A 25,366-nucleotide genomic window follows, 5' to 3' on the forward strand; every position below is an offset into this window, starting at 1 on the left:
TCAACCGCCCAGCAGGCCCACCATCGTGAAACCCATATAGTTACCGAGGGCCAAACCCGCGGAGCCCACTAGAATAGCGGGGAGCTCAAGATCACCGCGCCCGAGGCTCCGGGCAAGAGCCAAAGCAGACGTGCCGCCACCGATGTTTGCCTGAGAAGCTACCGCCGCAGTTTCCAGGTCAGCTTTGAGCAGACGGGCAGCGCCAAAAACTACCGTGCCGTGGATACTCACAAGCACCACCACAAAAACCCCCAGCACTGGCGCCAGCTCTCCCATCCGCATCAGCGCTTCTGCATCGCACAAAGAACCGATGACCGCGAGAAACAGATACACCGCAAGCAGTCCGAGCAATCGAGCACCCTTTAGTCGCTGCACCACCGGTAGCTGAGCAAGAACCAATGCCAGCGTCGATAACATCAGTACCGAAGGGACATCAAGTCCCGCGTACTGTTTCAGCAGGTTTGCAAGAAGTTCAGATAGCCCCACAGCCGCAATGCCAAGGGCAATTACCGCGGCAAGATCAAAAATCCGCGCGACCTCTCCATCATCCGCAACCGGCTCTCTTTGAACATCATCGCTTTGGTCATTGCTCTTGGGCCAAAACCCTACCAAGAGGCGGGGAAGGGTTACACAAACCACCATCCACACGGTGGTCATGGCATTATCGACAGCAGCGGCACCCGCATAGAGAGCTGCGTCTTCCATCACCCCGTATTCCAAAGCCACGGCGTTGTAGTTAACGCTGCCGCCGATATAAGTACCGGTAAACATTCCCGCTAAAGCTGCATGCTGGTCTCCCAGGGCATCGGCACCACCAACGACCCAATGACCCGTTGCGGCACCTAACGCAGTGCCCAAAGACCCCAGAAGAAACAGCAAGAGCGTGGGGCCGCCGACCTGCCCCAGGCTCCGTAAATCAACGAGCAAAAGCAGCCAAAAAATGCCCAGCGGTGCGACGTAGGTGAAAATCGCTCCATAGAGCGGCGTCTCAGGACCGTAGGTGGGTATCACGCCGAGGTTCGCGACGATGGCGGTTAAAACAATCACCAAAAGTGCCGCGCCAAAGTGACGAAGCCAGGTACGTGTCGCCAACCATTCAGATAGGGCAATGAGGGCGGCCAAAACGGCAGCGATTGATAGAGTGCTTACAAACATGCAGGCATAGTACACGGAACTTGCAGCGTTCTGAGTGTCTTTGAGCTACCGCACATTTCCCACACTTTTTTTCAGTGAATTCTTGCACTCAAGCCCTTCTACGGATACTCTTTGCGCGCTAATATTTGACTGGCCAAATTGCACTCAATATTTTGCCCTCCTGGCTCACAATCCAGCCAATGAAACCGACGGTCCGTAGCGGGCCGAAAGCGATCGTTGTACAGATGTCTTATTCGCAGATACTTGAAGCCAAGTCGCTGTAGATAAGAGCTCACAGGCCTAATCCGCCAGCACGATCTGCGAATAACATTACGGATATCAACGGACATACTGAATGCTTACTGCACGAAACCTAGAAAAGATCATGGAGCTGGAAGACAAGCTCCGCACCGAATATCAGGTGCAACTTGATGCGAAATCAGAAGAAATCACCAAACTTGAAAAGGCCACGGAAGATCAGAAAGCCGTGATCGCCAAGCAGTTAGAGCAAATCTCGGCACTGTCCGTAGATGCGTCTAAAAACAAGAAAGTTGAGCAGCGTAACCGCGAGCTTCATCAGCGTTGCGAGAACCTTCTTGAAGATGTTGCCAAGCAAAAAACCCGCGCCAAAACTCTCCAGTCTGACCTTTCCGAGGTCCGCGAAGAGATCGCGACACTCAAGCAGTTTGATCCGGCGAAGATGAAGAAAAACCTGGATGCAAGCAAGAAGAAACTCGCCGAGAAGACTTCAGCGAACGATCTGCTGCAAAAATCTTACAAGCAGACGAAAAACGAAAACGCCGAACTGAAGGCACAGCTCAAAGCACTGGAGGCCAAGCTAGAAGAACTAGAGCCAAAAGACAGTGATGTGAGCGAAACTGAGGTAGAACAGGAAGCCGCTGCCTAAATAGCAGCGCTTTCGTGTAAACGAGGCAAAAACACAAGAATCTTTGCCACATTTAGCGGTACACTAAGACCTCGTAATGTATAGGCACTTCATTACACATTGCGCCCGTAGCTCAGCTGGATAGAGTAACTGGCTTCGAACCAGTTGGTCGGGAGTTCGAATCTCTCCGGGCGCGCCATTTTCTGCAACACCTCTAAATCCAACACCTCTAACCACAACACCTCTAAATCCAACACCTTCTAGACCACCGCTCCCGCCGGTTTTTAGAGTAATCCGCGATTGCGCAGTAAAGGCTCCACTTTAGGGTCTCGACCACGAAAATTGCGATAGAGCGTCATAGGGTCTACGGTACCGCCGCGCTCAAGAACATTGCCTCGAAAAGCCGAAGCCGTTGCCTGATCGAAGAGCCCATTTTCCTTGAAGGCCTCGTACCCGTCGGCATCGAGCACCTCTGCCCAGATATACACGTAATAGCCGGCGGAATAAGAGTCATCACTGAAGATGTGTTGAAAGTACGTCGACTTATAGCGTGGATCGATGAGCGCACTCTTGGCAATCGCCGCCATTGCCGTGGCTTCGAACTCGTCGACATCGTACTCCGACGCATCCGCAGCGCTGTGCCAAGCTAAATCCAGGTAGCAGGCGGCGAGATACTCTGTAGTGGCAAATCCCTGATTGAAATGCTCAGAGTCTTTCAACTTGCTAATCAAAGCGTTAGGTATAGGTTCGCCGGTATCCACGTGCAGAGCGTAAGAGGTGAGCACCTCAGGCTCCATAGCCCAATGCTCCATAATCTGCGATGGTAACTCGACAAAGTCCTGCTTTACGTTCGTACCCCCAAGACTTGAATAACGTACGTTACTCAAAAGTCCGTGGAGACCATGGCCAAACTCGTGAAAGAGCGTCCTCACTTCATCAACACCTAGCAAACAGGGTGTGGATTTTGGAAAGTTGCAGCAATTAACAATCACGGGGGTCACGCGAGACCCATTATGACCCTGTGCACGAAACTCTGACATCCACGCACCGCTGCGCTTGGACGGACGAGAATAAAAATCAAAGAGAAAATGACCAACAAGCGTGCCATTGGATTCGCTAACCTCATAGGTGACCACCTCAGGATGGTAGACCGGTAAGTCCGGGCGCTCCGTGAAGACCAGCCCGTAGAGCTTGTTCGCGACGGCAAAAACACCGTCACGCACATTCTCCAGCTTGAAGTACTGCTTAAGCTCATCCGGATCCAGATCAAAACGCTGACGGCGAAGTTTCTCGGTGTAGTACCACCAATCCCAGGGAGCGAGGGCCTCCTCTGCCTCAGAACTCGCACAAACTGCCAGAGCGTCAGCCTCGCGACTCACCTGCTGCAGACAGGGCTGCCACACCTGATCCAGGAGTTCGCGCACGGCAACGGTGGTCCTCGCCATACGATCATCGAGCATAAAGTCCGCGTGAGTGCCAAAACCAAGTAACTGCGCCCGCTCTTGGCGCAAGGCAACAATCTCTTGAATCAAAGGTCGATTGTCGACACTACGAGTACCGCAACTTCTGTAGGCGGAATAAATCTCTTCACGGAGCAATCGATTCTCGGCGTACTGTAAAAACGGAGTGATAGAAGAGCGCGATAGCGTGAAGACATACCCCTGCTCCTCACCTCGGTTGAGCGCCTCATCACGGCCCATCTCACGCACGTACTCAGGCAAACCTGCGAGATCGCTCTCGGAAGTTAGCGTCAGCGCATAGTCATTACTGTCTTTGAGCACGTTCTGTCCAAACTGCGTGCAGAGCACCGCTAGCTTCTCGGTAATTGCACTCACGCGGCGTCGCTCCTCGTCTCCGAGCTCGGCACCTGCTCGCACAAAAGTCCGCCGGGTTTCTTCAAGAAGTTGCTTCTGCTCAGCGCTCAAAGATTCCGCAGACTCGTACACCGCCTGCACCCTCGCGAACAACTCTGGCCTCGCATAAATGCTACTTCGGTGCGCGCTACACTCCGGTGCGACGTCGCACTCGAGTGCCTGGAGCTTTGCATCTGTGTCCGAAGACGTGAGATTCCAAAAAACGTCTTCCACACGGCGCAACAAAGCGCCACTTTCTTCAAGAAGCTCTAGGGTGTTCTCGAAAGTGGCCGCCTCCGGATTTCCAACGATGTCGTCTATTTCCGCAAGTTGCTCCGCAAAACCCTGATCGAACGCCTCGCGGTAGTGTTCAAAACGAATCGCGGGGAAGTTAGGAATACCGTTGTCAGCCAAAGGCTCGAAAAAAGGGTTGCTCATGTGACATACGCCCACAGTAATAATGGCCGTATGGCGTTCAGCGCACAGACCTAGACTTAATCGAGATGAAGCTACCATCCCCGGCAAGAGCTTACCGATAGTGGAGGCTGTTTACGACTGGCCCTTGCTTGTCACCGTAAACGCACCCACGTAACCTAAAAACCAGATTCCCGGTTAGAAGGTCCTCGCCCATGCGCCATGCACCGATCAATGAAAAACGCCGACATCTACTCAAAGCACTGGCAACTGCGTCCGCAGCAGCGTCGGTAAGCGGCCCAAGCTGGGCGAACATGGCCCTGGGCAAAGCTGACCTCATCGTTACCGGCGGCACATTTCATACTATGGACATCGCCACCTCGAACGCGCAAGCCATGGCGGTGCGAGGCAATCGAATACTAGCGGTGGGCTCCATCGCAGATATCAACGACTTGGCAGGCCCGGGTACTCGACGTATCGACGCTCGAGGCCTTACGGTAACGCCAGGCTTTATCGACGCACACTCTCATCCACTTATGGCCAACGAAGCCATTAGCGTTGATGTCAACGTCCGCCAAATTTCTAAAGTACAGAGCTTGCTCCAACAGCAGGCTCAGCGCACCCCACCGGGGCAATGGGTTCTTGCCCATATGTATGACGACACTAAATTTAACGAAGGACGCCCTTTAACGCGACAAGATATTGATGCGGTCGTACCCTCTCAGCCGGTGATGGTGCGGCATCGCGGGGGGCACACTGCAGTCGTAAACTCCCAGGCCTTCGCCATAGCGGGTATCGATAACGACACGCCTGACCCGGAGGGAGGACGGTTCTTCAGAGAGGACGGTCAGCTGACGGGCAAGGTGGCCGAACTAGCCATGTTTATATTCAACGACGTAGGCGAGTGGCCAGTAGTCGACAGGGAAACCAACCGTAAAGGCGCCAGCCTGATGACCAAGCGCATGGCTGCATCAGGGCTCACCAGCACCACGGATGCTTTTGGTGATCTAGAGGGTTGGGTTTCTTACATGGACGCCTTGGATGCTGGCGAACTCTACACCCGCATCGCGTATATGCCCGGAGGTAATACGGAGGCGTACCAGACGATGAAGAGAGCGGGCATGCGTTCGGGATTTGGTAACCCAATGCTCCGCGTAGGCGCAGTGAAGTACGCTGCAGATGGCAGTGCCTCCGAACGCACCATGCGCATGAGTACTCCCTTCGAGGGTACGGACGACTACGGTATTCTCACTATGTCTCAGGAGCAGATTGATGCCGCGGTGGACGATGCCGTCGCCAACGACTTTCGCATTGGCATTCACGCCAATGGTGATGTCACCATCGATATGGTGCTTCAAGCCTATGAGCGTGTCCTCAAGGATTGGGAGGGTGTAAATCCGCGTTTTCGAATCGAGCACTGCTCACTGGTGAACCCGCTACTGCTCAAACGCATCAAAGCAACGGGCACCATTCCGACTCCTTTTTATACCTACGCGTATTACCACGGAAACAAGTGGGTGGATTACGGCTCCGAGAAGATGCGTAGCATGTTCGCCCATCGGTCTTTCATCGATGAAGGCATCATGGTGGCACCGGCCTCGGACTTCACGCCAGGCCCCTATGAGCCCATGATGGCCTTGCAAAGTATGGTCACTCGCCAGGACTCCCAGGGTCGGATTTGGGGTGACAATCAGCGCATCACCGCTGCCGAAGCCATGCAGGTGTGCACCGTTAATGGCGCTTACGCATCCTTTGAGGAACATGACAAAGGAACGCTGACTCCGGGCAAGCTGGCAGACTTCGTCCTCCTGGGCCAGGACCCACTAAAGACAGACCCGAATGCGCTCAAGGACATCCCTATTGTCGCGACCTATCTCGATGGGCAAGCAGTCTTTGAAGCCTAAGCGGTCTTGGAACCCTAAGTTTCGGGCCCACATAGCGGCTGAACCCGCCAACACTTCACTTCATCGCTAATGCCGTGACCTTTGCTCAAACCTTGCGCACTCTGTTTACTCAGAGTCGCGAGAGAGGTTATCGCCATGAAATCAATTGCGTTGTTACTGTCCCTAGTATTCACCAGCCAAGTCGTGTGGTCCGCCGACGAGGCCACAACCCAACTGCCGGGCTACGTCGATTTTTCCACCTTATCGCAAAACTACGGCGAGCCACGCGTCATGATCAATCTGGGTGGATCTCTTCTGAAGCTGGTTGGATCCATGAAGCACGACGACCCCATCGCTGAGGAGACGCTCAAAAACCTGGATTCAGTACGTGTCCACGTTTACGACACAGAAGGAGACACCACCGCAGCCGCAGATCGCATGGAAAACGTGAGCGACAAGCTCGCGGATCTTGAATGGGAACAGATAGTTCGCGTTCGAGAACCCGACGATCGAGTGAACGTTTACGTCAAACACAGCGATGATCGAATTCACGGCCTGATGATTATGGCGGTCAACGACGAGGAAGCTGTGTTTGTGAACGTACTGGGAGATATTGATCCGGCGCACATCAATCAAGTGGTCTCCAGCATCGACGTCGTAGACGGTCTTGATGTCGACCTCGATTTGGCACCGTAGATCATGAGAACACTCGCAGTAGTAGCACTGACCCTGGTACTCGCAGGATGCGGACTCACTGCATCCTCGGAAAATCCGGGTTATGTGCAGTTTGAAACACCAGAACACACGGGCCTCAAACACGGTACGTCTATTTCTCTTGGCGCTAGTGTCCTGCGCTTTGCCGCAAAGCATACGGACAACGATCCTCAAGCCCGAGCGCTTATGGAATCCCTGGACGGTATTCAGATCAGCGTTCACAAAATGTCAGAGGAAGTCGATTACGAAGCGCTGGACATGGACATAGGCGTGGCCACGGCAAACGCCTTTGATAAGGACTGGAGCCCGATTGTGCGGGTAGTCGAGGATGGCTCTCGCGTACACGTCTTCGTCAAAGAACACAGTGGAATACTTCAGGGCTTGGCAATTGTTGCCGTTGACCAGGAAGAACTGGTTTTCATCAACATGATGGGGGAGATCGCTCCCGACAACCTTCGAAGCTGGTCCTCGGTAGTGCCCCACTCCGAAAGCTTCGCGCTAATAACTGACAGCATCGACTAAGCATCAGCACCACAACTGGTCGGGGCTCCGCTCGGGCCAGTGTTCAGTTACAGATCGCAGCGGCGTATTCTTCGCAGATCGCCCCTTGGGGCACTACGCGCGGAGTTCACCCTGATGCTGCGATTGATTCGGCACAGCGCCGTTCTGATCACCCTACTGGCGCTTGTTAGCAGTAACTTACTGCTATTAAGTAGCACTGCATTCAACGCGGCCGTCTCTACGGCGTTGGCAACAACGCTAGGGATTCGTACAGCAAGTGCAGCACTCTCCTCCAAACTCGCAGGTAGTGAACGACAGCTGAGTGCGCTAAAAAGCTCACAGATCCGTCGAAGTGACTCAGTACGCGGCTTTGGCAAAAGCCTGACGGCCAGAACCAAACGCGTCGCCGCAAGAGGTATTGCCGCCATCCCCGCCGAGTCGTTGCCGTATATTGGAGCCGCCGTCGTTGTGTCCAGCATGGTTTATGAGTTGTATGAAGCCTGCCAAACCTTGCGGGAACTGGACACTCTCTATGCCGATCTTGGCTTATCGCAGGCAGTGCCGGATGATGCGATGCAATCCTTGTGTAATCCTCCACCGCTGAATGAGTTGTTTACTCAGCCTAACTCTCAACCGGATGTCTGAAGACTATGACCTTGTGCACGCGAACCCTGGCTCCTCTAGCAAAAACACTTAGCTGCCTAAGCCTGCTCTCCTTGGCAGGAGCGGCGATTGGCGCAGAGGATCAACGACCTGTGGGACTGAATGGCGCCAGCTGGCAGTTTGGCCCTCTCAATCGCTGGGCTTACACGCACATGAGCGAAGTGCTCCCCAGCAAACCCATCCGTCGGAGCGTCGGCAGCCCTACCCCCCTTTCAGGCCTGGACACCGCGGCGACGGACATGATGGTGAGTTGGGAAGGGTCCCCCGCCAAGCTTTCTACGCTCATGCAGGATCAATATGTTGACGGCCTATTGGTTATCAAAGATGGCACTGTCGTCTTCGAGGGCTACGCCGGCACGCTTACACCTGAGCGAACCCACCTTCTCTGGTCTGTGAGTAAAACCATTACCGGCCTCACTGCAGCGAGTGTCGCCGCAGATGGGCTCATTGATCTAGACAAGACGGTAGCGGACTACGTACCGGCGCTCAAAGATAGCGGATGGGGGCCGGACACGCTGCGGGACCTCCTCGACATGCGGGACGGATCAGAGTGGAACGAGGACTACGCCGCCGCAGACAGCACAGTGCGTCGGCAGGACTGTTCTGATGGCCTTTTAACGGGGCCGGACTGCGAGGGTGTTCCGGTCATAGGTAACTATCTGTTCCTCCCCGCCGTCGGCCGGATGCCCGGACGACAAGGAAGCTTTGTTTATAAGTCGGGTACCACCGATGTTATAGCCTGGGTACTGGAGGCCGCGACTGGAAAGCGCTTCGCCGACCTAGTAGCCGAGAGAATATGGCAGCGCATCGGCGCCGAACAGGACGCGGGCATCACCGTAGACACCGGAGGCTTCACGCTAGCCTCCGGAGGAATGCACGCAACACTCAGAGATGTGGGCCGCGTCGGACAACTCATACTAAACCGCGGTAAAAACGGCGACGATCAAGTGCTTCCAGCGGCATGGATAGATGACATCGTATCCAGAAACGGCAGTCGAAGCTGGCCCTACGAAGCTCCGACGGGCATTCGCCCTTACTACCGCTCCTTTATGTGGGGCTTGGGCGATGGTCGAGGATCCATTCAGGCGCGAGGTGTGCACGGGCAACTGATACACGTTGCTCCTGAATCTAACACGGTGATCGCGATGCTCTCCAGCTGGCCTGACGCCGAGGGAGGAGCTCCAAACGTTAGCGGAGCAACACAGCAACAGCTTGTTAATGCTATTGAGACAGCCTTGGGCCGTTGACCGCCCTTAGCCGGAAGCAGCCTAAAGCTTCATGGGCCATACCCCTAAAGGTCTTCGATAGGCACGTAGTCGATGTCGAAACCAAACGCCCGCGGTTCAACCACTTTGAGGGCCTTCTCACTGCGGTAGTGTGGAGGGCAGCCGATGCCAAAAACACTCACCCTCTGACCATAATGAACACGCTCAGCGTTGATGGGCGCGGATGTCTCATGATCCACCATAGTAATCAGGTCGGGTACGCTGGCGACCACGCGATCGCCCATCTCAGCGAGGAGGAATTCGTTCTTTATGGCAAGACGCAGGGGTGGTGAGTCATCGATGGTAGATTCCAGAATAGCCTCACCGACATCGAATCCTCCGACAGTCTTGCGATTAATGTCCACAACTTTCCCAGTGTAGAGATGCTTGAACTGACCGTAGTCCGATGCCTCAAACAGCTCCCGCAGCGGCGCTTCGATTTGCCCCGCGTTTCCGGAGTGCCGCTTGAGTGTTCGGCCCAACTGCAGGGCGAAGCTGATGGTTCCGGGGATGATTGCGCGACGGGCCTCCTCACTATTCATAGGATGCTCAGCGGTAAAGACCATGCCTCCCATGGCCATCGATAAATTCCGTATCTGGCGCTCGTAGAGCTCCGCGTCTCGAACATCGAAGTACACCGCTCCGCCGCTGTAATCTACCGCCACAGCAGGACTCGGCTTCACGCCCTCAATGGCAAAGGTCATCATCTGAGCTTCCGGCAAGGCTCGAGCCATTCCATCGCCATCTATCAACGGGATGCCTTTGGCGGCCGCAGCCAGTAACGGAATAACGGAATTCGCACCGCCTACCTCAAAGGAAACAAGATGAGTGATAGGCTTCCCCATCCACTCCTGCAAGCGATCAACAACCTCCAGACACTCATTGCCGATGGGTAGGTGCTCGAGGCTGATCGAAGGAGCACCCACCTCGCCCACGGCAACCACCAGAGATTCATCGGGAAGATTCTCCAGAGGAAAGAGAGTGACCGGTCCATGTTTTTTGAGAGCCTCGGTCACCAGCAGCTGGCCAATATAGGGATCTCCCCCTCCCCCGGTAGCTAGGAATACCGAGCCCATGCAAAGCTCTTCAATGTCCTCATGAGTGATCGTTACGCTCATGGTTTACTCCCCGTAAAATCTAAGTCACCGATCATTTTGACTCGCAAACGCGTTGATTCGTCCGCCATGTACGCGATCGCAGTTTCCTCGACGTCCGCGAGTTTGATACTGCTCTTCCGGGCGCCTGCGGCGAGAAGCTCTTCGCTTAGAATCGCCTGTAACTCAGCCAGCACTCCCTCTCGGGGATGCTCGCGATACGAGACGATGCGCTCCATCTCTCGACCCACCTGCGCGTTAGCGGCGCCAATAGCATTGGCCACTCCCGCATGTTCTGGCCGCAGGAGCTCTGAGGCGTTATCCAGATCACGGGATACGAGTACAGCGCCACCACCGACAAGAATGACCGGCACCGGGTCGCGACTGGATTTCATCTGATCGATACCGTCGTCAACGATGGTGTGCATGCGCCCCATCGCTGTCTCAATCACGGTAGAGGCGATCTCAGAGACATTCTCTGTACTGCCGATGTCCACCACACCAGCGGCTACGGCTATATCTGTCGTGGTTAGAGTGTCGCCACCAAACACCAAACCCTCAGTGACGAGCCGATAACCCACACTTTGGGGACCGATCGTACCGCCATCAGCGCTAACAAGGCTTCCACCACCGAGTCCTATCGCCTGAATGTCCGGCATACGAAAGTTGGTACGCACACCACCTACCTTGATGGCGACGTTAGACTGCCTGGGAAAGCCGCCCTGAAGTACACCGATGTCGGAAGTCGTACCACCGATATCCACGACCACCGCATCGCTGAGCTGCGTCAACAGGCTGGCTCCGCGGAGAGAATTGGTGGGGCCGGAAGCAAAGGTTAGCGCAGGGAACTCCGCCGCAAACTCCGCGGACATCAAGGTGCCATCGTTTTGACTGATGTAAAACGGGCAACTGATATCGCGAGCAGCCAGTGCATCTCTAAAAGCCTGCACGACATTTTCAGCTAAGGGTCGCAGACTCGTATTGAGAATCGCGGCATTCTCGCGTTCCAAGAGTCCCATCCCCCCAATCTTGTGCGACAGCGTTACTCCGACTCCCGGGATTTTCCTAGCGAGACGCTCAGCAACGATCAACTCCTGCTCCGGATTCGAAGGAGAGAAAACGCCCGATATCGCGACCAGCTTAATACCCTTGGCAGCAATGTCATCGATAACGCTATCCAGCTCCGCGTCATCAAGTTCTCCAATAGAGAAGCCGTCGTAGGTCAGGCCTCCATGCACCATGTAGCAATGACGCCCAATGGCATCTGCTATATCATCGGGCCAGTCCGTCATAGGTGGGATCATCTCTCCCGACGGTAGAGCAATTCTGATCACCGCCGTAGCCGCTAGCTCGCGACGCTCAATCACAGCGTTTGTGAATTGCGTGGTACCGATCATGACCGCTTCAATCGCATCGTGGGCAGCGCCGCTGCCCTCCAGTATTACATCCAGAGCACCCAGTACGCCGTCTCTGACGTTCTCGGAAGTCAGAAACTTCGTAGAGGCAACAACCCTGTGCCCATCAAGAATAACGGCGTCCGTGTGAGTACCACCCACGTCGATACCAATTCGCATTACTACACCTCAAGCTTGCAGGACTTCGATTCTGTGCGAAGCTTACACCCTGAACGCACAGACTGAACTCGACTGGAAAAAAATCATGACCGACAGCGAAATCATGGCACTGAAAACTGCATTTACCTTTATGCCCCAAGCTATAGAAGTCACAAAGTACGAATATGGAGATCGCTATGAGCGGGTACTGGAGCAAGTGGAGCTAGTGCGCGCATGCCTTTTAGAACAGGGCATAGATCCCGATGAGGTCGCCGGCGAGATCAATCCGGATACGTCGCCAAACTCATACTACTGATCAAAAACTAGCTCCGCTGCTTCGCTCTTTTGCCCAGTACGAATTCTAAAGAACTGTAAGCCAACATCGATAAGATCAGCGCATCAAGGGCGCCAATGGTCGTAATCGACGCTCCCGCATAATATAGCCAAGCCGAAACAAGACCCGAACCCAGAGCGATCAACACCGCGCTCACTTTAATCGCGGGACGGTCAGCGAGGTGCTCTTCGGAAAAGTCCCGTCTACCAAAAATGTAGAAGTCCGCAAAGTAAATGCCGGCGATGGGAGGAACCAGCAAGCCCATGAGAATCAAAAAATCGATGAGCTGGTCCGAAATGCCCACGATGGCGGCCACAGTACCCACGACCCCCATAACAATAACTACCGATCGATAATCACCTAGAGGAACGGAAGCACGGGATGCCAATGCTGTGGAGTAAAGATTGATTACGTTGGTCGTCCAGGTAGCAAACACGAGCACCGCAAGCGCGATACCACCGAAGCCCATGAGAATCATGTAGGTCATGGGTTCTAGCTCTCCCCAAACCAGCACAGGGATCATTCCCACGATATAGGCGATGCACATCCCCCCGCCTTGCCCCACGAAAGAAGCTACCACGCAGTCGCGAGTCGTTCGCGCATAGCGGGTCAGATCCGGCGTGAGTACCACGCCGACGATGGCGGCGCCGATCACCGCTGAGACTCCTGTGGGCATATCGATATCGCCTGTGCCGGGCATATTCAAAAGCTCAGCAAAAGCGACCTGCCGTAAAGAAAGGACCACAACACCCGCCAGAGACAGGAGCAAAAAGGGCACGGCAATGAGTGCCAGTCTGTCAATCGCTTTAAAACCATAGATAGTGGTGACTGTTACGATAAGGCTAGACAGCACAGTGTAGGACCACTCAGGCAAAGCCAGGGTAGAGAGCTCCGCGGCTGCCAAAAACAAGGTGCGCCCAAACAGCTCTGCGGTAACCGCGTACCAACCAAGGAGAAAAACACCAAAACCAAAATTGACGAACTTGGCGCCCGCGTAACCAAAAGTGTGCTCGATGATCATGTAGCTGGAGAGCCGTGTTCTAGCACCCACGACGGCGGCAGGAATAGACATCAGGCTCAACGCTAGCGCTCCGAGAAGCGTGGCGGTCAAAGCAGATCGAAGACCCATGCCCTGGGCAAGCTCGCCGGCGCTGTACATCAGCGGCAAGGTAATGGATATACCTATCAGCACGATACCAATCTGCATTCCGCTCACCGCCTGCGCAGGATCCACAGGCGTTCGAGAGTCAGCGTCGTAAGCTAGAGCGTCAGCCAAGCGGAGGAACCTGTATCAGGAGTAATTGCACGACCCTAACACACGGACATTGACCACTTCCTCAATGGATCGCAGAGCCTCCAGAGAGCTGTCACTCGGACAGGCCTCCAAGTCGATGATGTTGTACGCAATATCCGCGCGACTCTTGTTGAGCATATCTACAATGTTGATGTCGTGGTCGGCGATAATCGCGGTAATTTGATTCAGGACCTTTGGCACGTTCCGGTTGCTGACGGTGACCCGCACCGGAGTAGTTCGCGGCAGAGAAATATTTGGGAAGTTCACAGAGTTACTGATGTTGCCGTTCTCCAAAAAATCCATGAGCTGATCTGCCACCATGATCGCGCAGTTTTCTTCTGCTTCACCGGTGCTCGCGCCGATGTGGGGCATTTGCAGCATTCCCGGATGTCGGAGCGTCTCGTTCGCGGGGAAATCAGACACATAACGATGCATACGCTGCTCATTCAAGGCACGCATTACCGCTTCATTGTCGACAATCTCACCCCGAGCGAAATTTAGCAGCACTAAAGAAGGATTCACGTTAGCGAGCAAGTTATCGCTCACCAGTCCTCGGGTGGATTCCAATACCGGTAGATGCAGGCTGATGTAATCGGCCCGCCCAAAGAGACTGTTCAGATTATCCATTTTCTCTACGTCACTGGAGAGACGCCAGGCGGCTTCTACGCTGATCGCCGGGTCGTAGCCGATAACCTTCATCCCCAGAGCGAGGCCCATATTGGCTACCAATGAACCAATGTTGCCCAAGCCCACCACTCCCAGTGTCTTACCAATGAGCTCTGTGCCCGCAAAACGTTTCTTCTCTTTTTCCAGCAGAGGGTCCAAGCCATCCTGCTTCTCGAGGGACTCTACAAACTTTATACCCTCATAAATATCTCTGGAGCCCAGCAACATGCCCGCAAGCACGAGCTCTTTTACTGCGTTGGCATTAGCGCCCGGGGCATTAAAAACAACGACTCCCTCTTCGCTACAACGTTCCAGGGGAACGTTGTTGACTCCCGCACCGGCCCGGCCAATGGCCTTGAGCGACTCGGGAAACTCCATATCGTGGAGCTTCTGACTGCGAATCAAAAAGGCGTCTGGATGGGGTAGCTCGCCGGCTACTTCGTAGTCTTCACGGCTAAAACGGTTCAGACCCTTCACTGAGATCGTGTTGTAAGTGCGGATTTTGTACATAAGAAAATAAATGCTGACTTAGAGAGCGCGGGATTGTAGGTCTAATAGCCTATGCACGGCTAGACAGCATAAGATAGAAGTTTGCACTTCGGAGATTCACAATGCTGAAACCCTTGGGGATAATTTTGGCCAGCCTGCCACTACTCGCTTCTGCTGCAGAGGACCCTCTTCAAGCATTTACGCAAGTTACGCCCAAAAACTTCGACGCTGGCGGAGACGAAAGCCTGCAGTTTCACCTCAACGCAGAGTCTTATCTTCGTAGCACCACCATTGCCCGTGGCGATAAACAGTACCTACTCAATACCGTAACCCTACCTGGGCTGAACGAACAAAGCATTGTTGTTGCCGGTCAACCAAGCTCCTTTGCAGCGTATGTTGCCAATGACCCTCTGCTTGATAGCGTTCTCGTCTTACAGGGTGGCCAGATAGTATTTGAGGCCTACCCCCGCATGACCCCAGAGGACCGGCACTTTGGCTGGTCGGTCACCAAAGTACTCACTTCCGCGACTTTGGCGACACTCGTCGCAGAAGGCAAAGTGAGAATGGATGCAACGATAGAGGACTACCTCCCTGAACTGAGTGGCACGGCCTGGGATGGCACCACTGTTTACAATATCGCGAATATGGCGTCGGGCATCGATTGCCGCGACAGTGACGGTTATCAGGACAACACCACCTGCGTGTACCGCATGGAAGAGTCTCTGGGAATCGTGGCATCCACCGGTCGCGATGAGTCTTTCCTCTCGTTGATCCACGATATGAAGCGCCTTCGCCCCGCCGGCGAACGCAACGAGTACGTCTCTGCCAACACTAACGTTCTGATGTTAGTTATCGAAAGGGTCACGGGGCAGAGCTACGCCGACGCAGTAGAAGAGAGAATCTGGCAGCGTATGGGCGCAGAGTCAGACGCGCTCATGGCAGTGAGTAAAGAGGGGCACGCCTATGCGTCGGGAGGCTTGATGGCAAGGCTTCGAGACCTCGCGCGATTTGGCTTGGTGTTCACCGACAGCGAACGCTTTCCGGGTATCGCAAATACCATGATGGCTGACTTAAGGTCCGGCGTAGGGATCAGCCGTAGCAAAGAAGAATTGAAGTGGCTGGCCAGGGATCATGGCGATGACCTCCCTCTTAGGGCGGGCTGGCAATGGGATCAGGTATGGGACGACGGTGGGGCCTTTAAGGGTGGATACTTGGGCCAGGGGCTCTATGTCGATCCTGCCCGTGATCTCGTCGTCGCATGGTATGGCACCGGACTGGACTTCAGCGCCAAGCAAACCGATATGCTGTCTGTCGCCCGTCAACTCGCCGTCTCCGGCTTTTTTGATATAAGCTCAGAACCCAAGTCTTTGAAAGCGATCATTCAAAGCAGAAACAACGAATATGAGGCAGCCTTTAAGGCGCAGGATATCCCCGCTTTACTCGCCCTACATACCGACGACGTTGTTTTCATGAGCTCTCACCGCGAGCGTGTTGTCGGAATTGCCAAACTGGAGGCATCTCTGGAAGAAGAGCTATCTCTGGGAGAGAGCAGCATTCGCCTCACAACCGAGGAAGTCACGCATTCAGGCGAGTTTGCCCTAGAGGTTGGTCGCTATGAGCTGAGTTTGGGTGCTGATTCAGAGGAGCCCATAAGCGACGCCGGAGACTATCTAGTCCTATGGCGGCAAAACGCTGAGGGCCTGTGGCGCATCTACCGCGACATTACTTCGAGCACACAACCCTTACCTTGAACTGATACCGGCAGCTAAAGACGTGGGGACAGCGGAACAATCATGACGTTTGGGGGCGGGACAGTGCGAGTCCTTCTTACCGTCGCGATCAGCACAATCATGACCGCGTGCGGCGAGCGCTTGATTCTTGGCGACGGCGTGCTGGCGCCCGCCGCACCCAAACAGTGGGACACCGGATCGCCCGCAACAACAGTAGGAGACTTTCGCCTATTTCCCCGAGCGAGCTATAACATCACTGCAAAACTTCTTAGCAAGCGCAAGTATCGTTGGGATGATCTGGCGGAAGTTGCTCAGTGGGACTTTGCTCTTGGATGGGGAGCGCTCTCTGATGAGGCCACACTACGACCCATAAAGGTGGCCCAAGGCGATAGATTTATGTTCTGGCACCTTTACGATTCACCTTTAGATATCAATGTCGTGAACCAATCATCGTCAAATGTGCACTTAATTCCCGCTAACGACGCTATTTTGCGGCAAATTTCGGAAATCCCACTTGGCGCAGTGATACAGCTCAAAGGAGAACTCGTCGATGTGCAGTTTCCGGATCAAAGGGTCATTCCTACAAGCCTCACACGAACTGACACCGGGCCAGGCGCTTGCGAGATTCTTCTGGTGTCGGCCGCGAACGTTCTCCATCCAAGCGCGCGCGAGTCCGACAAAAGCGATTAACACATCGCGCTATTGATCGTATTTTTAGATCGTATTTTAATTTTTAATTCATTTTACTGTTTATAAGTGATCTTCTACGCTGAGGGTCTGTCGGGCGCACGGCCTGATTTTGACAATCAAGACAGACGACGAGGATCTTATGAATATGCTCAAGAAAAAACTGTCTCTTTGTGTGGCAATGGCGGCAACGCTATCCGCTACAGCGCCCGCAAGCGCTGGAGACCTGCACGGCGAACCCAAGTCAGTTCAAGACTGGTGGCCCCAGGCGCTAAACCTGCGCCCGCTGCACCAGAACGAAAATACCGCTAACCCCATGGGCGCTAACTTCGATTACGCAGCAGCGTTTGCGAAACTTGACCTCGCAGAGGTTAAAGCAGACATCGAAGCCATCATGACTAATTCGCAGGACTGGTGGCCGGCCGATTACGGTAACTACGGCCCGTTCTTTATCCGTATGGCCTGGCACAGCGCAGGCACCTACCGCACCATGGACGGTCGTGGCGGCGCTGGCGGCGGTCAACAACGCTTTGAGCCGCTTAACAGCTGGCCGGACAACACCAACCTCGACAAGGCTCGTCGCCTCTTGTGGCCTGTGAAGCAAAAGTACGGCCACGCGCTTTCCTGGGCGGACCTCATGGTCCTGACAGGCAACGTAGCTCTGGAAACCATGGGCTTTAAGACCTTCGGCTTTGCCGGCGGCCGCGAAGACGATTGGGAACCCGATCTAGTTTACTGGGGCCCGGAGTCCGTAATGCTCGCGGACGAGCGTTACACCGGAGAGCGCAATCTGCAAAAGCCTCTGGCAGCGGTACAAATGGGCCTCATCTACGTGAACCCGGAAGGCCCTAATGGCAAGCCAGATCCAAAGCTTGCTGCCCATGACATCCGCGAGACCTTTGGACGAATGGCGATGAACGACGAAGAAACCGTCGCCCTCATTGCGGGCGGACATACCTTTGGTAAGGCCCATGGCGCGAAAAAGCCCGACGGCTGCCTCGCACCCGAACCTGCCGGTGAAGGTGTTGATACTCAGGGCATGGGCTGGAACAACAGCTGTGGCAAGGGTAATGCCGAAGACACGATCACCAGCGGGCTGGAGGGCGCATGGACTGCCGCTCCAACACAATGGTCAATGATGTACCTGTCTAACCTGTACTCCTACGATTGGGAGATGACCGAGAGCCCTGCCGGAGCTACCCAATGGGTACCCAAAGATGGCGGTGGCGCTAACACGGTCCCTGACGCACATATCGACGGCAAACGTCATCAGCCGATCATGTTCACCACGGATCTGGCATTGAAAGAAGATCCAGCCTATCGCGAAATCACCCAGCGTTTCCTCAAGAACCCCGAGGAATTTGAGATGGCGTTTGCGAAAGCCTGGTTCAAGCTAACGCACCGTGACATGGGGCCACGCGCTCGTTACGTGGGATCGGACGTTCCAGACGAGGTGTTGATGTGGATGGATCCAGTGCCCGCAGTGGATCACGATCTCATCGATTCTGGTGATATTACTGAACTCAAGGCGACAATCCTATCTTCGGAATTCACCACAGCAGAGCTGGTACGAACAGCATGGGCCTCGGCATCGACGTATCGCGACAGCGACATGCGCGGTGGTGCAAACGGTGCCCGAATCCGTCTGGCCCCCCAGAAGGATTGGGCTGCGAACGATCCCAAAGAGTTGGCACGAGTACTCAAGCGCCTTGAGCGTATCCAGAAGGACTTCAACAAGTCCCAGCGTGGCGACAAGCAAGTCTCCCTCGCTGACGTAATCGTACTGGCGGGCGCCGCGGCGGTAGAGCGAGCTGCCGAATCTGCAGGCTACGATGTGGAGGTTCCCTTTACACCGGGACGCACCGATGCGAGCCAGAAGCAGACCGACGTCAACAGCTTTGCTGTTTTGGAGCCCAAGGCCGATGGCTTCCGTAATTACTACAGCGATGCGGCCTACCGTAAGCCGGCGGAAGCACTTCTCGACAAGGCGGATCTTCTTGATCTGTCGGTAGCTGAGATGACAGTGCTAGTAGGCGGTATGCGCACACTGAATGCTAATGCCGGCGGATCAGAGCATGGAGTACTCACGGACGAGACCGAAGCGCTGGACAACGACTTCTTCACCAACCTGTTGGATATGCGCAACGTCTGGCGTCCAACCAAAGACAATCCTTACGTCTATGAAGGCCGGGATCGTGTGACAGGTGAAATGCGCTGGTCAGCAACCGAGGTAGACCTGGTGTTCGGCTCCAACTCAGAGCTCCGCGCCATCGCTGAAGTCTATGCCTATGATGGTGCCGAAGAAGTCTTCGTGCATGACTTCGTAGAGGCATGGAGCAAAGTCATGAAGCTGGACCGCTTCGATCTGAAAGGTGGCGACAGCATGGTCGCGGCTAACTAAGCAGTACCATGGCACAAGGCTTGTAGCTAGCAGGCCACAACTCGAAAGCGTCCTCACTTGGTGAGGGCGCTTTTTTTTGCTCCGCCCGTATCCAAAAAGCGCGGATTCGGTTAGAGCTACGGCTTATAGAAAAAGTGGGCGATCAGGGGCGGTGCGGTCTACTATCTAACACTCACACTCAACAATTTCTGGGGAAAACCATGCTACGAGCAATGTTCATCACAGGTATTTTTGTTTCAGCCGCGATAGCAAGCGGAACCGCCGCAGCTCACGACCCCGTGACTTGGAACGAGACCGTGTACGAAGTCCTCCTCGATGGAGAAACGACTAGCGGGCAAATCAGTATCTTTTATTCTGAGACTGAAAAACCGTCAGGCCCACCTCTGCATGTACACGATGACGCCACGGAAACATTTTATGTGCTCAAGGGTAAAACGAAGTTCGTTGTCGAAGGAAAAGATGTCATCGTAGAAGAAGGCGGAGTAGCTTTTGTCCCAAAGGGCGCAGCCCATACCTATCGTGTACTTGACCCCAAGGGCGGCCAGCAACTCACTATTCTTGCGCCCGCCGGCTTCGAGCACTTCTTTGCACGCATGGCTGCGGAAGGCCTAAAAATTCCTCAAGATATGGAACGCATAAACGAAGTGGCTAAAGAGTTCAAAATTCGGTTTGTGGGACCGCCACTACCTGCAGATGAGTAAACACGCAGCGAAGATTGGCAATGCCTAGGGTAGAAACAAGCTCCTACCAGTTAATGAAGATCCATATTTTGAACGCTGTGGATCTATCGAAGGACGCCATCCACATTTACGTTGGGCTGGCAGTTTTTTTGGTTGCGATCGTTGTTTGGCAGAGAGGCCGTATTTCATGGCTAAGTCTTTTACCTGTTGTTGCGATAGCAATCATTATGGAGGCCCTCGATTTGCACGATGACTCGCGATCTTTTGGTTACCTGCGCTGGGGAGCCAGCGCACATGACTTTGTGAACACGGTGTTTTGGCCCACCGTGCTTGTGATTACCAATCGACTCATCGCTTTTAAACGATAGAGCTTAGGAGCTCGCTTCCGAGTACTCTTCCGCCCTGCCACCCAGTCTTGGCAAGACCGCGCCGGTTCTCTGCCGGTAGTTGCGATAATCATCACCATGCTCAGAAACCAGATCGCGCTCCTCAAACCATAGTCCTACCACTATGTAGGCGGTGAACCCAAGGCTCAATCCCACCTGCGTGAGGCTCATCGACGGTGTCGCCCATACACCAATCAGAACGCCGGTCTGAATGGGGTGACGAATGTACTTGTACATAAGCTTTTCGGTGAACGGAAGCGGTGGTCTATCCATGTCGCGGAAATTTAGATAAACCTGACGCAGTCCAAAAAGGTCAAAGTGATTGATCGCAAAAGTAGAAGCCAGCAGAAAGCACCAACCGAAAACAAACAATGCCCAAAGCGCATAAATCAGCGATGTCTGTTCCAGTTCCCATACATACCCGGGTATTACCTGCCAAAAACCTACCAGCGCGGCGCTCGTAACTCCCGAGATGAGAATGTAAGTAGCGCGCTCAGCGGGCTCAGGTATGAAACTACACAGAACTTTCTTGTACCTGGGTCGCGCAGTCATTGAGTGGATAAAACCCCAGACGCTGACAAGACCAAGATTCCATAGCCACGGATTTACGCTTGAACCATAAGTCGATTCAAAGAATCCGAAGGGTAAAAACCCTGCTATGGCGCCTATCAAGCATGTAAGCCCGATTACGCCAACGACATAACCACAAAGGCCATAGATTAGTATTATTGCTTTCATCTCTTCTTTCCTCCTGCAGCGTCCACTTTGGACACTAGTTTTTGATAACGCGCTTGACTGGCTTCGGACCAGGTTGCGCGCCTGTCGTAATAGTTCGTTACCGCATAGTCGCCGGGTGGTATGACATACCAGGGCATCTTGGTAGACACGTGTATGTGCACGTCAGGTGGCATAGTGTCGGGGTTGTCGAGAGTGCCCACTCTAAGAAAGCTGATGTGCTTCTTGAGCCCGCCAAAGTGATAGTTGCTCCAGATCGCGACTCTGCATCGTGGGCACCGCACTATGAGCTGGCCTTCACCACTGGGAGATGGAGTCATGATTTCTTCCACTTCACCGGCAGTGAGCTTAATCAGCTCCGCCTCATAGAGTGCATTAATGACGTGTGGTCCGCCCGTTTGCCGTTGACACCAGCGACAGTGGCAGGCATGGACGATGAGTGGCGCGGCCGTCACCTCGTAGCGAACTTCACCGCATGTGCAGCCGCCGGCAAGGGATTCGAAAGTGTCGCTCATTATGTCTCGTCTCGTTCTGTCATTGCGATTTGAGGCGTCAGTATGAATACAGATAACATTTTGAGAATTCCCAAAATCTGAAAACTGGGTGTGCGAGAATGCACAGAAGCGAAATTATCCTTGTGAGACGCCTGTCGAACCATGAATTGGGATGATGCAAGAATTTTTCTGAGCTTTGCGCGGGAAGGCTCCTTCAGCGCTGCGGCAAAACGTCTCGGTGTTCAGCACTCCACGATTTCTCGTCGGATACACGCCTTGGAGACTCAGCTTGCGACGCCATTGATAGAACGCAGCGCAAACGGGTTTCAACTGACGGCATCCGGGGTGGAGCTTCGCGCTACCGCGCTTCGAATAGAAAAAGAAATGCTCGCGTTTGAGGCCGATAACTCGGGTCAGAACGAAGATCCCAGCGGTGAGCTCAAAGTCACTGCCGTCGCTAACATGGCGTCTTCCATCCTCATGCCGCTGTTCGCGAGTTTCTGCAGGGAGAATCCCAGTGTTGATCTTCGTATTGAAGTTACCAACGACTCGGTGAGGCTGGCTGAGCGCGATGCCGATGTTGCGCTCCGTCAAACCAATAGTCCTGGCGAAACTCTCATCGGTACTCGACTAACCACGGTAGCCTCTGCTGTCTACGGCTCCAAAAGCTACTGTGCCGCGGTACACACTGGGGAGTCTTCAGAGAACTGGATCGGTGTCGATTGTTGTGACTATCATCGCACCTGGACTCGTCAGGCCTGTCCGGATCTACAACACTCCCTCTGTGTAGACGAAACGTCCCTCACAATTGCGGCCATTAGAGAAGGGCTCGGTCTGGGTTTCCTGCCCTGTTTTATCGGTGATAGCGATCCAGATCTGATACGTTTCAGAGAACCGGAAATTCAACACAATCTTGGCCTGTGGCTGCTATACCACCGTGACCTTCGTGATACCAAGCGAGTAAAAGTCTTCCGCGAGCACATGCAACGTGCGATAACGGACGTGTCTCACCGCTTTGAAGGAAAGCTCAATTAGGAGCTTTCCAGCAGCAGACGCCCGCTAGCGATTTTGATATCGGTTTAGATCAAACAAGCCCGCCTCAATAGGTTGGCTACGCCGATATTCCGCCGTAAAGTCATCGCTGAGCTTCCAGAACCAGGGTGCCGTGCGTCGTACACCAAACTGATCCACAAGTGCGGTGTAACCCTCAGTGCTCTCGAGGGCTAAGATTGCCTTAGTAAACTTGGGGAGCTGCCCCTCTGTTATCTGGAAGAACATATTCGGATAAGCGCCGGCAAAGCCCTGAGCTACCGTCAGAGTGTCTTCCTCTGGTAGACGTCGGTCTTCCTCTGCAAACAACTGCGCGTTATTGCTGTGCGCCCGGTTGTGAATCAGGCTGTATACGCTCGCCGAACCGTTCGGGCTAAGCACTCGCAAAAACGCCACCTCCGGCATGTAACTAAACGCCTTGCTTTGCACCTGCATAAGCGAAGCGAGGCTCTCCTGCGTCACGGCATAGCGAGTGTTGTCGGCCGTGGGAATTCGAGCCTTGAACATGGCCATGAGCTCGGACTTGGGGTCATCGGTTTCAAACTCGATTGCGCTGGGTCGCTCAAATTTTTGAAGTTTCGGAGAAACGATGTACTTCTTAACATCCTCCTTCGCACCGCGATACCACTGGTTCCTTACCGCCTCGCGCTGATCCTCCGGCAAGAACAGCAGAAACGCCTGCTCGCCTTCCATGCGAAGAAAATCCATGTAAAGCCGACTTTCTAGTTGGTGACCTACCGCTCCGTAAACATCAAAGCCCGCAACCAACAGATAGTGGATTCTCTCGAGTAGTGAATAATCAATCACCCACATGGTCTGGGGCTGTTGACCGACGAGTCCCTTGACGACCGTCGCACTATCAAAGTGTCTGAATACGGTCAGCGATGCGTTGTCGTTGCGTTCAGGACCACCGTCCCAAATCAGATTCATATCAAGCTTCAGGCTATTCTGATCGACGACATTAGCGATGGCCTTAGCCTGTGACTTTAGGAAGCTCTGTTGACTCTTTGCATAGCCACGCCATTGCAAAGCTGTCACCACCAAACTGCCCTTTGCCTGCGGCAGGCGCATTTCTTTTGCTTCGGCTGCCAAAAAGTCTGCTTTCTGCTCAGGATCGACGCCGTTCGGCCGAACAAAGGCAACCCAAAAGTGGTCGTCTATGACGTTCAAAGCGACCTGTCCCCGGCAGACCGGGCCTTTGATGTACGCCATGATCGTGAAGTGTGCCTCCTCCAACATAAAGCGGTAGCGCGCCTCTACCGGGAGCTGCTGAAAAGTAATAAATGGATTGGCAGCTTTATCTCCTTTATAGCCCGGCAGCTCAGCGACTTCGTACTCCGGCTCCAGAAACAGAGTCTTCCAACGCGCCATACGCTTTGCGCTCAATGCATAAGGCATGTGTCGCTTGGCGAGCCGGCTTGTCTGGCGAGGTTGTAAACGATAGAAAAACGGTTCGCTTCCCGGATTCCCGTAGGGTCGGCGCGTCGCAATTAGATCAATTGGCTGCCCCGGTGCTGTGCGTGATCGCACGAGCTTGTACCAGGCAGATTCCGAGTCGAGGTCATCGAAGTACAAGTCACCGATAAACAGGTGCTCATAGATGTACCGGCTCATTAGTCGCGACTTATTGTCCGATGCGTTAAAAAACGTCTCCCAGTCATCGACGGATCGAAGCTCGGCATCAGGTCTAGGTGGCGGCTCTACTCCTCGAGCACCATCCTCAATCCAATTCGTCAGCACCGCTAATCGATCCGTATCCAAACCGGGAAAGCCGTAGGGCATACCTTGGTAGGGTCGATCCTCTCGATAGCTGGCAAACTCGTCGGGCTTGGGGCAACTCTGATTGCGATCCAGATTGAAATCAAAAGTGTCGGGGAGTTTTCCCGAAGTCTGTAAGGGGTACTCTTCCTTCAGATTCAACATCTGATACATCAGCCCTTTTTTCGGATCTGACTCGTTAAGCACGGGGAAAAACCCTTTGTCTCGCCACTCCTCGATGCTATGAGCGTCTTCGTATAGGCGCGTTAGCTTTGCGGGGAGCAGCCGGCTACCGTTGTAAACCTTGTCTTTGTTGGCACCACGCTCAAGACCCATCCAGGCGTCCATTTTCAACTGGCAGGGCGCGTCGTAACAGCCGTGACACACCATGCATCGCTGTTCGACAACCTCTTTCACCGCTGCGGGATAGTCTTTGGATTCCAACGCTTCAGCGTTCACTTGCACTGTAGTTAGCGAAAACGCCGCCAATACAAGACAGGCCAAAAAGCCATTTTTCGCAAAAAGGTTGAGGGATTTGAAGGGCTGTAATTGCATGGGAATCATCGCTATTCAAACAGGAAAGGGAACTGAGTCAGTGAAGAAAAAGTTCGAATAATACAAGTATAAGGCTATCGCGCTATTCGCACAGGGGTGGCTTGGCCTACACTACCCCTCGTGAAAATTCGTGAACTCTTGTGAAAC

Annotated in this window: 22 protein-coding genes and 1 tRNA gene; 14 read left to right on the forward strand and 9 right to left on the reverse strand. The window is 54.0% G+C overall.

All coding sequences use genetic code 11. The features are described 5' to 3' along the window. The gene (locus R0137_RS00595; protein WP_407327775.1) at positions 1-1,155 is read right to left on the reverse strand and encodes a DUF819 domain-containing protein; all 1,155 of its coding nucleotides are present in this window, start codon (positions 1,153-1,155) and stop codon (positions 1-3) included. Positions 1,156-1,519: 364 nt separating this feature from the next. Between R0137_RS00595 and R0137_RS00600 the strand changes: the two genes are divergently transcribed. Further along, entirely contained in the window at positions 1,520-2,041 is a 522-nt protein-coding gene (locus R0137_RS00600) for a hypothetical protein (protein ID WP_407327776.1), read from the forward strand. A 101-nt stretch (positions 2,042-2,142) separates the two neighbouring features. Further along, positions 2,143-2,219 (forward strand) — tRNA-Arg (locus tag R0137_RS00605). Between the two features lie 85 nt (positions 2,220-2,304). Here the strand turns inward: R0137_RS00605 and R0137_RS00610 are convergent. Further along, a complete protein-coding gene (locus R0137_RS00610) occupies positions 2,305-4,311 on the reverse strand; it encodes a M3 family metallopeptidase (RefSeq protein WP_407327777.1) in 2,007 nt (668 codons plus the stop codon). Between the two features lie 191 nt (positions 4,312-4,502). Here R0137_RS00610 and R0137_RS00615 point away from each other — a divergent pair, with 191 nt between their 5' ends. The 5 genes from R0137_RS00615 to R0137_RS00635 all read left to right on the forward strand — a co-directional run bounded on the left by R0137_RS00615 (position 4,503) and on the right by R0137_RS00635 (position 9,295). Continuing rightward, complete coding sequence (locus tag R0137_RS00615) at positions 4,503-6,191, forward strand: amidohydrolase (protein ID WP_407327778.1); 1,689 nt, start codon at positions 4,503-4,505, stop codon at positions 6,189-6,191. Between the two features lie 135 nt (positions 6,192-6,326). Then, positions 6,327-6,866: a DUF4252 domain-containing protein gene (locus R0137_RS00620; RefSeq protein WP_405269518.1), complete on the forward strand. Its 540-nt coding sequence runs from the start codon at positions 6,327-6,329 to the stop codon at positions 6,864-6,866. A gap of 3 nt (positions 6,867-6,869) precedes the next feature. After that, positions 6,870-7,406, forward strand: a complete 537-nt coding sequence (locus tag R0137_RS00625) for a DUF4252 domain-containing protein (protein ID WP_407327779.1) — start codon at positions 6,870-6,872, stop codon at positions 7,404-7,406. A gap of 114 nt (positions 7,407-7,520) precedes the next feature. Next, entirely contained in the window at positions 7,521-8,030 is a 510-nt protein-coding gene (locus tag R0137_RS00630) for a hypothetical protein (RefSeq protein WP_407327780.1), read from the forward strand. Positions 8,031-8,035: 5 nt separating this feature from the next. Continuing rightward, positions 8,036-9,295: a serine hydrolase domain-containing protein gene (locus R0137_RS00635; RefSeq protein WP_407327781.1), complete on the forward strand. Its 1,260-nt coding sequence runs from the start codon at positions 8,036-8,038 to the stop codon at positions 9,293-9,295. A 44-nt stretch (positions 9,296-9,339) separates the two neighbouring features. On the opposite strand, the gene R0137_RS00640 is transcribed toward R0137_RS00635, so the two are convergent. Both R0137_RS00640 and R0137_RS00645 read right to left on the reverse strand, forming a co-directional pair. Beyond that, positions 9,340-10,431 (reverse strand): DUF917 domain-containing protein, encoded by a 1,092-nt coding sequence (locus R0137_RS00640; protein WP_407327782.1) that lies wholly within the window; start codon positions 10,429-10,431, stop codon positions 9,340-9,342. Then, positions 10,428-11,981 carry a hydantoinase/oxoprolinase N-terminal domain-containing protein gene (locus tag R0137_RS00645; protein ID WP_407327783.1) on the reverse strand — a complete coding sequence of 518 codons (1,554 nt, stop codon included), beginning with the start codon at positions 11,979-11,981 and terminating at the stop codon, positions 10,428-10,430. The genes R0137_RS00640 and R0137_RS00645 overlap by 4 nt, the downstream gene beginning before the upstream one ends. An 85-nt stretch (positions 11,982-12,066) precedes the next feature. Here R0137_RS00645 and R0137_RS00650 point away from each other — a divergent pair, with 85 nt between their 5' ends. Beyond that, on the forward strand, positions 12,067-12,276 hold the full coding sequence (locus R0137_RS00650; protein WP_407327784.1) for a penicillin-binding protein: 210 nt from the start codon (positions 12,067-12,069) through the stop codon (positions 12,274-12,276). A gap of 7 nt (positions 12,277-12,283) precedes the next feature. On the opposite strand, the gene R0137_RS00655 is transcribed toward R0137_RS00650, so the two are convergent. Continuing rightward, positions 12,284-13,570 carry a cytosine permease gene (locus R0137_RS00655; protein ID WP_407327785.1) on the reverse strand — a complete coding sequence of 429 codons (1,287 nt, stop codon included), beginning with the start codon at positions 13,568-13,570 and terminating at the stop codon, positions 12,284-12,286. A 15-nt stretch (positions 13,571-13,585) separates the two neighbouring features. Further along, complete coding sequence (locus tag R0137_RS00660; protein WP_407327786.1) at positions 13,586-14,764, reverse strand: phosphoglycerate dehydrogenase; 1,179 nt, start codon at positions 14,762-14,764, stop codon at positions 13,586-13,588. 101 nt (positions 14,765-14,865) lie between these two features. Between R0137_RS00660 and R0137_RS00665 the strand changes: the two genes are divergently transcribed. The 5 genes from R0137_RS00665 to R0137_RS00685 all read left to right on the forward strand — a co-directional run bounded on the left by R0137_RS00665 (position 14,866) and on the right by R0137_RS00685 (position 20,609). After that, entirely contained in the window at positions 14,866-16,494 is a 1,629-nt protein-coding gene (locus R0137_RS00665; protein WP_407327787.1) for a serine hydrolase, read from the forward strand. Between the two features lie 42 nt (positions 16,495-16,536). Next, complete coding sequence (locus tag R0137_RS00670; protein WP_407327788.1) at positions 16,537-17,163, forward strand: hypothetical protein; 627 nt, start codon at positions 16,537-16,539, stop codon at positions 17,161-17,163. Between the two features lie 178 nt (positions 17,164-17,341). Continuing rightward, the gene (katG, locus tag R0137_RS00675) at positions 17,342-19,561 is read left to right on the forward strand and encodes a catalase/peroxidase HPI (RefSeq protein ID WP_407330044.1); all 2,220 of its coding nucleotides are present in this window, start codon (positions 17,342-17,344) and stop codon (positions 19,559-19,561) included. Positions 19,562-19,761: 200 nt separating this feature from the next. Beyond that, complete coding sequence (locus R0137_RS00680) at positions 19,762-20,262, forward strand: cupin domain-containing protein (protein WP_407327789.1); 501 nt, start codon at positions 19,762-19,764, stop codon at positions 20,260-20,262. 20 nt (positions 20,263-20,282) lie between these two features. Beyond that, positions 20,283-20,609 (forward strand): hypothetical protein, encoded by a 327-nt coding sequence (locus R0137_RS00685; protein ID WP_407327790.1) that lies wholly within the window; start codon positions 20,283-20,285, stop codon positions 20,607-20,609. Positions 20,610-20,612: 3 nt separating this feature from the next. On the opposite strand, the gene R0137_RS00690 is transcribed toward R0137_RS00685, so the two are convergent. Then, complete coding sequence (locus tag R0137_RS00690) at positions 20,613-21,365, reverse strand: methyltransferase family protein (protein ID WP_407327791.1); 753 nt, start codon at positions 21,363-21,365, stop codon at positions 20,613-20,615. Further along, complete coding sequence (locus R0137_RS00695) at positions 21,362-21,877, reverse strand: GFA family protein (protein ID WP_407327792.1); 516 nt, start codon at positions 21,875-21,877, stop codon at positions 21,362-21,364. Before R0137_RS00695 ends, R0137_RS00690 begins: the two co-directional genes overlap by 4 nt. Positions 21,878-22,018: 141 nt before the next feature. Here R0137_RS00695 and R0137_RS00700 point away from each other — a divergent pair, with 141 nt between their 5' ends. Further along, positions 22,019-22,891 carry a LysR family transcriptional regulator gene (locus R0137_RS00700; protein ID WP_407327793.1) on the forward strand — a complete coding sequence of 291 codons (873 nt, stop codon included), beginning with the start codon at positions 22,019-22,021 and terminating at the stop codon, positions 22,889-22,891. Positions 22,892-22,915: 24 nt separating this feature from the next. On the opposite strand, the gene R0137_RS00705 is transcribed toward R0137_RS00700, so the two are convergent. Further along, positions 22,916-25,219: a fatty acid cis/trans isomerase gene (locus R0137_RS00705; protein ID WP_407327794.1), complete on the reverse strand. Its 2,304-nt coding sequence runs from the start codon at positions 25,217-25,219 to the stop codon at positions 22,916-22,918. Positions 25,220-25,366: the final 147 nt, after the last annotated feature.

This window comes from Congregibacter brevis, from assembly GCF_045689245.1.
Taxonomy (GTDB): Bacteria; Pseudomonadota; Gammaproteobacteria; order Pseudomonadales; family Halieaceae; genus Congregibacter; species Congregibacter brevis.

Bases quoted from the DNA above. Each gene is read 5' to 3' on its own strand.
- R0137_RS00595 (WP_407327775.1), bottom strand. From the start codon at position 1,155: ATGTTTGTAAGCACTCTATCAATCGCTGCCGTTTTGGCCGCCCTCATT.
- R0137_RS00600 (WP_407327776.1), top strand. From the start codon at position 1,520: ATGGAGCTGGAAGACAAGCTCCGCACCGAATATCAGGTGCAACTTGAT.
- R0137_RS00610 (WP_407327777.1), bottom strand. From the start codon at position 4,311: ATGAGCAACCCTTTTTTCGAGCCTTTGGCTGACAACGGTATTCCTAAC.
- R0137_RS00615 (WP_407327778.1), top strand. From the start codon at position 4,503: ATGCGCCATGCACCGATCAATGAAAAACGCCGACATCTACTCAAAGCA.
- R0137_RS00620 (WP_405269518.1), top strand. From the start codon at position 6,327: ATGAAATCAATTGCGTTGTTACTGTCCCTAGTATTCACCAGCCAAGTC.
- R0137_RS00625 (WP_407327779.1), top strand. From the start codon at position 6,870: ATGAGAACACTCGCAGTAGTAGCACTGACCCTGGTACTCGCAGGATGC.
- R0137_RS00630 (WP_407327780.1), top strand. From the start codon at position 7,521: ATGCTGCGATTGATTCGGCACAGCGCCGTTCTGATCACCCTACTGGCG.
- R0137_RS00635 (WP_407327781.1), top strand. From the start codon at position 8,036: ATGACCTTGTGCACGCGAACCCTGGCTCCTCTAGCAAAAACACTTAGC.
- R0137_RS00640 (WP_407327782.1), bottom strand. From the start codon at position 10,431: ATGAGCGTAACGATCACTCATGAGGACATTGAAGAGCTTTGCATGGGC.
- R0137_RS00645 (WP_407327783.1), bottom strand. From the start codon at position 11,981: ATGCGAATTGGTATCGACGTGGGTGGTACTCACACGGACGCCGTTATT.
- R0137_RS00650 (WP_407327784.1), top strand. From the start codon at position 12,067: ATGACCGACAGCGAAATCATGGCACTGAAAACTGCATTTACCTTTATG.
- R0137_RS00660 (WP_407327786.1), bottom strand. From the start codon at position 14,764: ATGTACAAAATCCGCACTTACAACACGATCTCAGTGAAGGGTCTGAAC.
- R0137_RS00665 (WP_407327787.1), top strand. From the start codon at position 14,866: ATGCTGAAACCCTTGGGGATAATTTTGGCCAGCCTGCCACTACTCGCT.
- R0137_RS00670 (WP_407327788.1), top strand. From the start codon at position 16,537: ATGACGTTTGGGGGCGGGACAGTGCGAGTCCTTCTTACCGTCGCGATC.
- katG (WP_407330044.1), top strand. From the start codon at position 17,342: ATGGCGGCAACGCTATCCGCTACAGCGCCCGCAAGCGCTGGAGACCTG.
- R0137_RS00680 (WP_407327789.1), top strand. From the start codon at position 19,762: ATGCTACGAGCAATGTTCATCACAGGTATTTTTGTTTCAGCCGCGATA.
- R0137_RS00685 (WP_407327790.1), top strand. From the start codon at position 20,283: ATGCCTAGGGTAGAAACAAGCTCCTACCAGTTAATGAAGATCCATATT.
- R0137_RS00690 (WP_407327791.1), bottom strand. From the start codon at position 21,365: ATGAAAGCAATAATACTAATCTATGGCCTTTGTGGTTATGTCGTTGGC.
- R0137_RS00695 (WP_407327792.1), bottom strand. From the start codon at position 21,877: ATGAGCGACACTTTCGAATCCCTTGCCGGCGGCTGCACATGCGGTGAA.
- R0137_RS00700 (WP_407327793.1), top strand. From the start codon at position 22,019: ATGAATTGGGATGATGCAAGAATTTTTCTGAGCTTTGCGCGGGAAGGC.
- R0137_RS00705 (WP_407327794.1), bottom strand. From the start codon at position 25,219: ATGCAATTACAGCCCTTCAAATCCCTCAACCTTTTTGCGAAAAATGGC.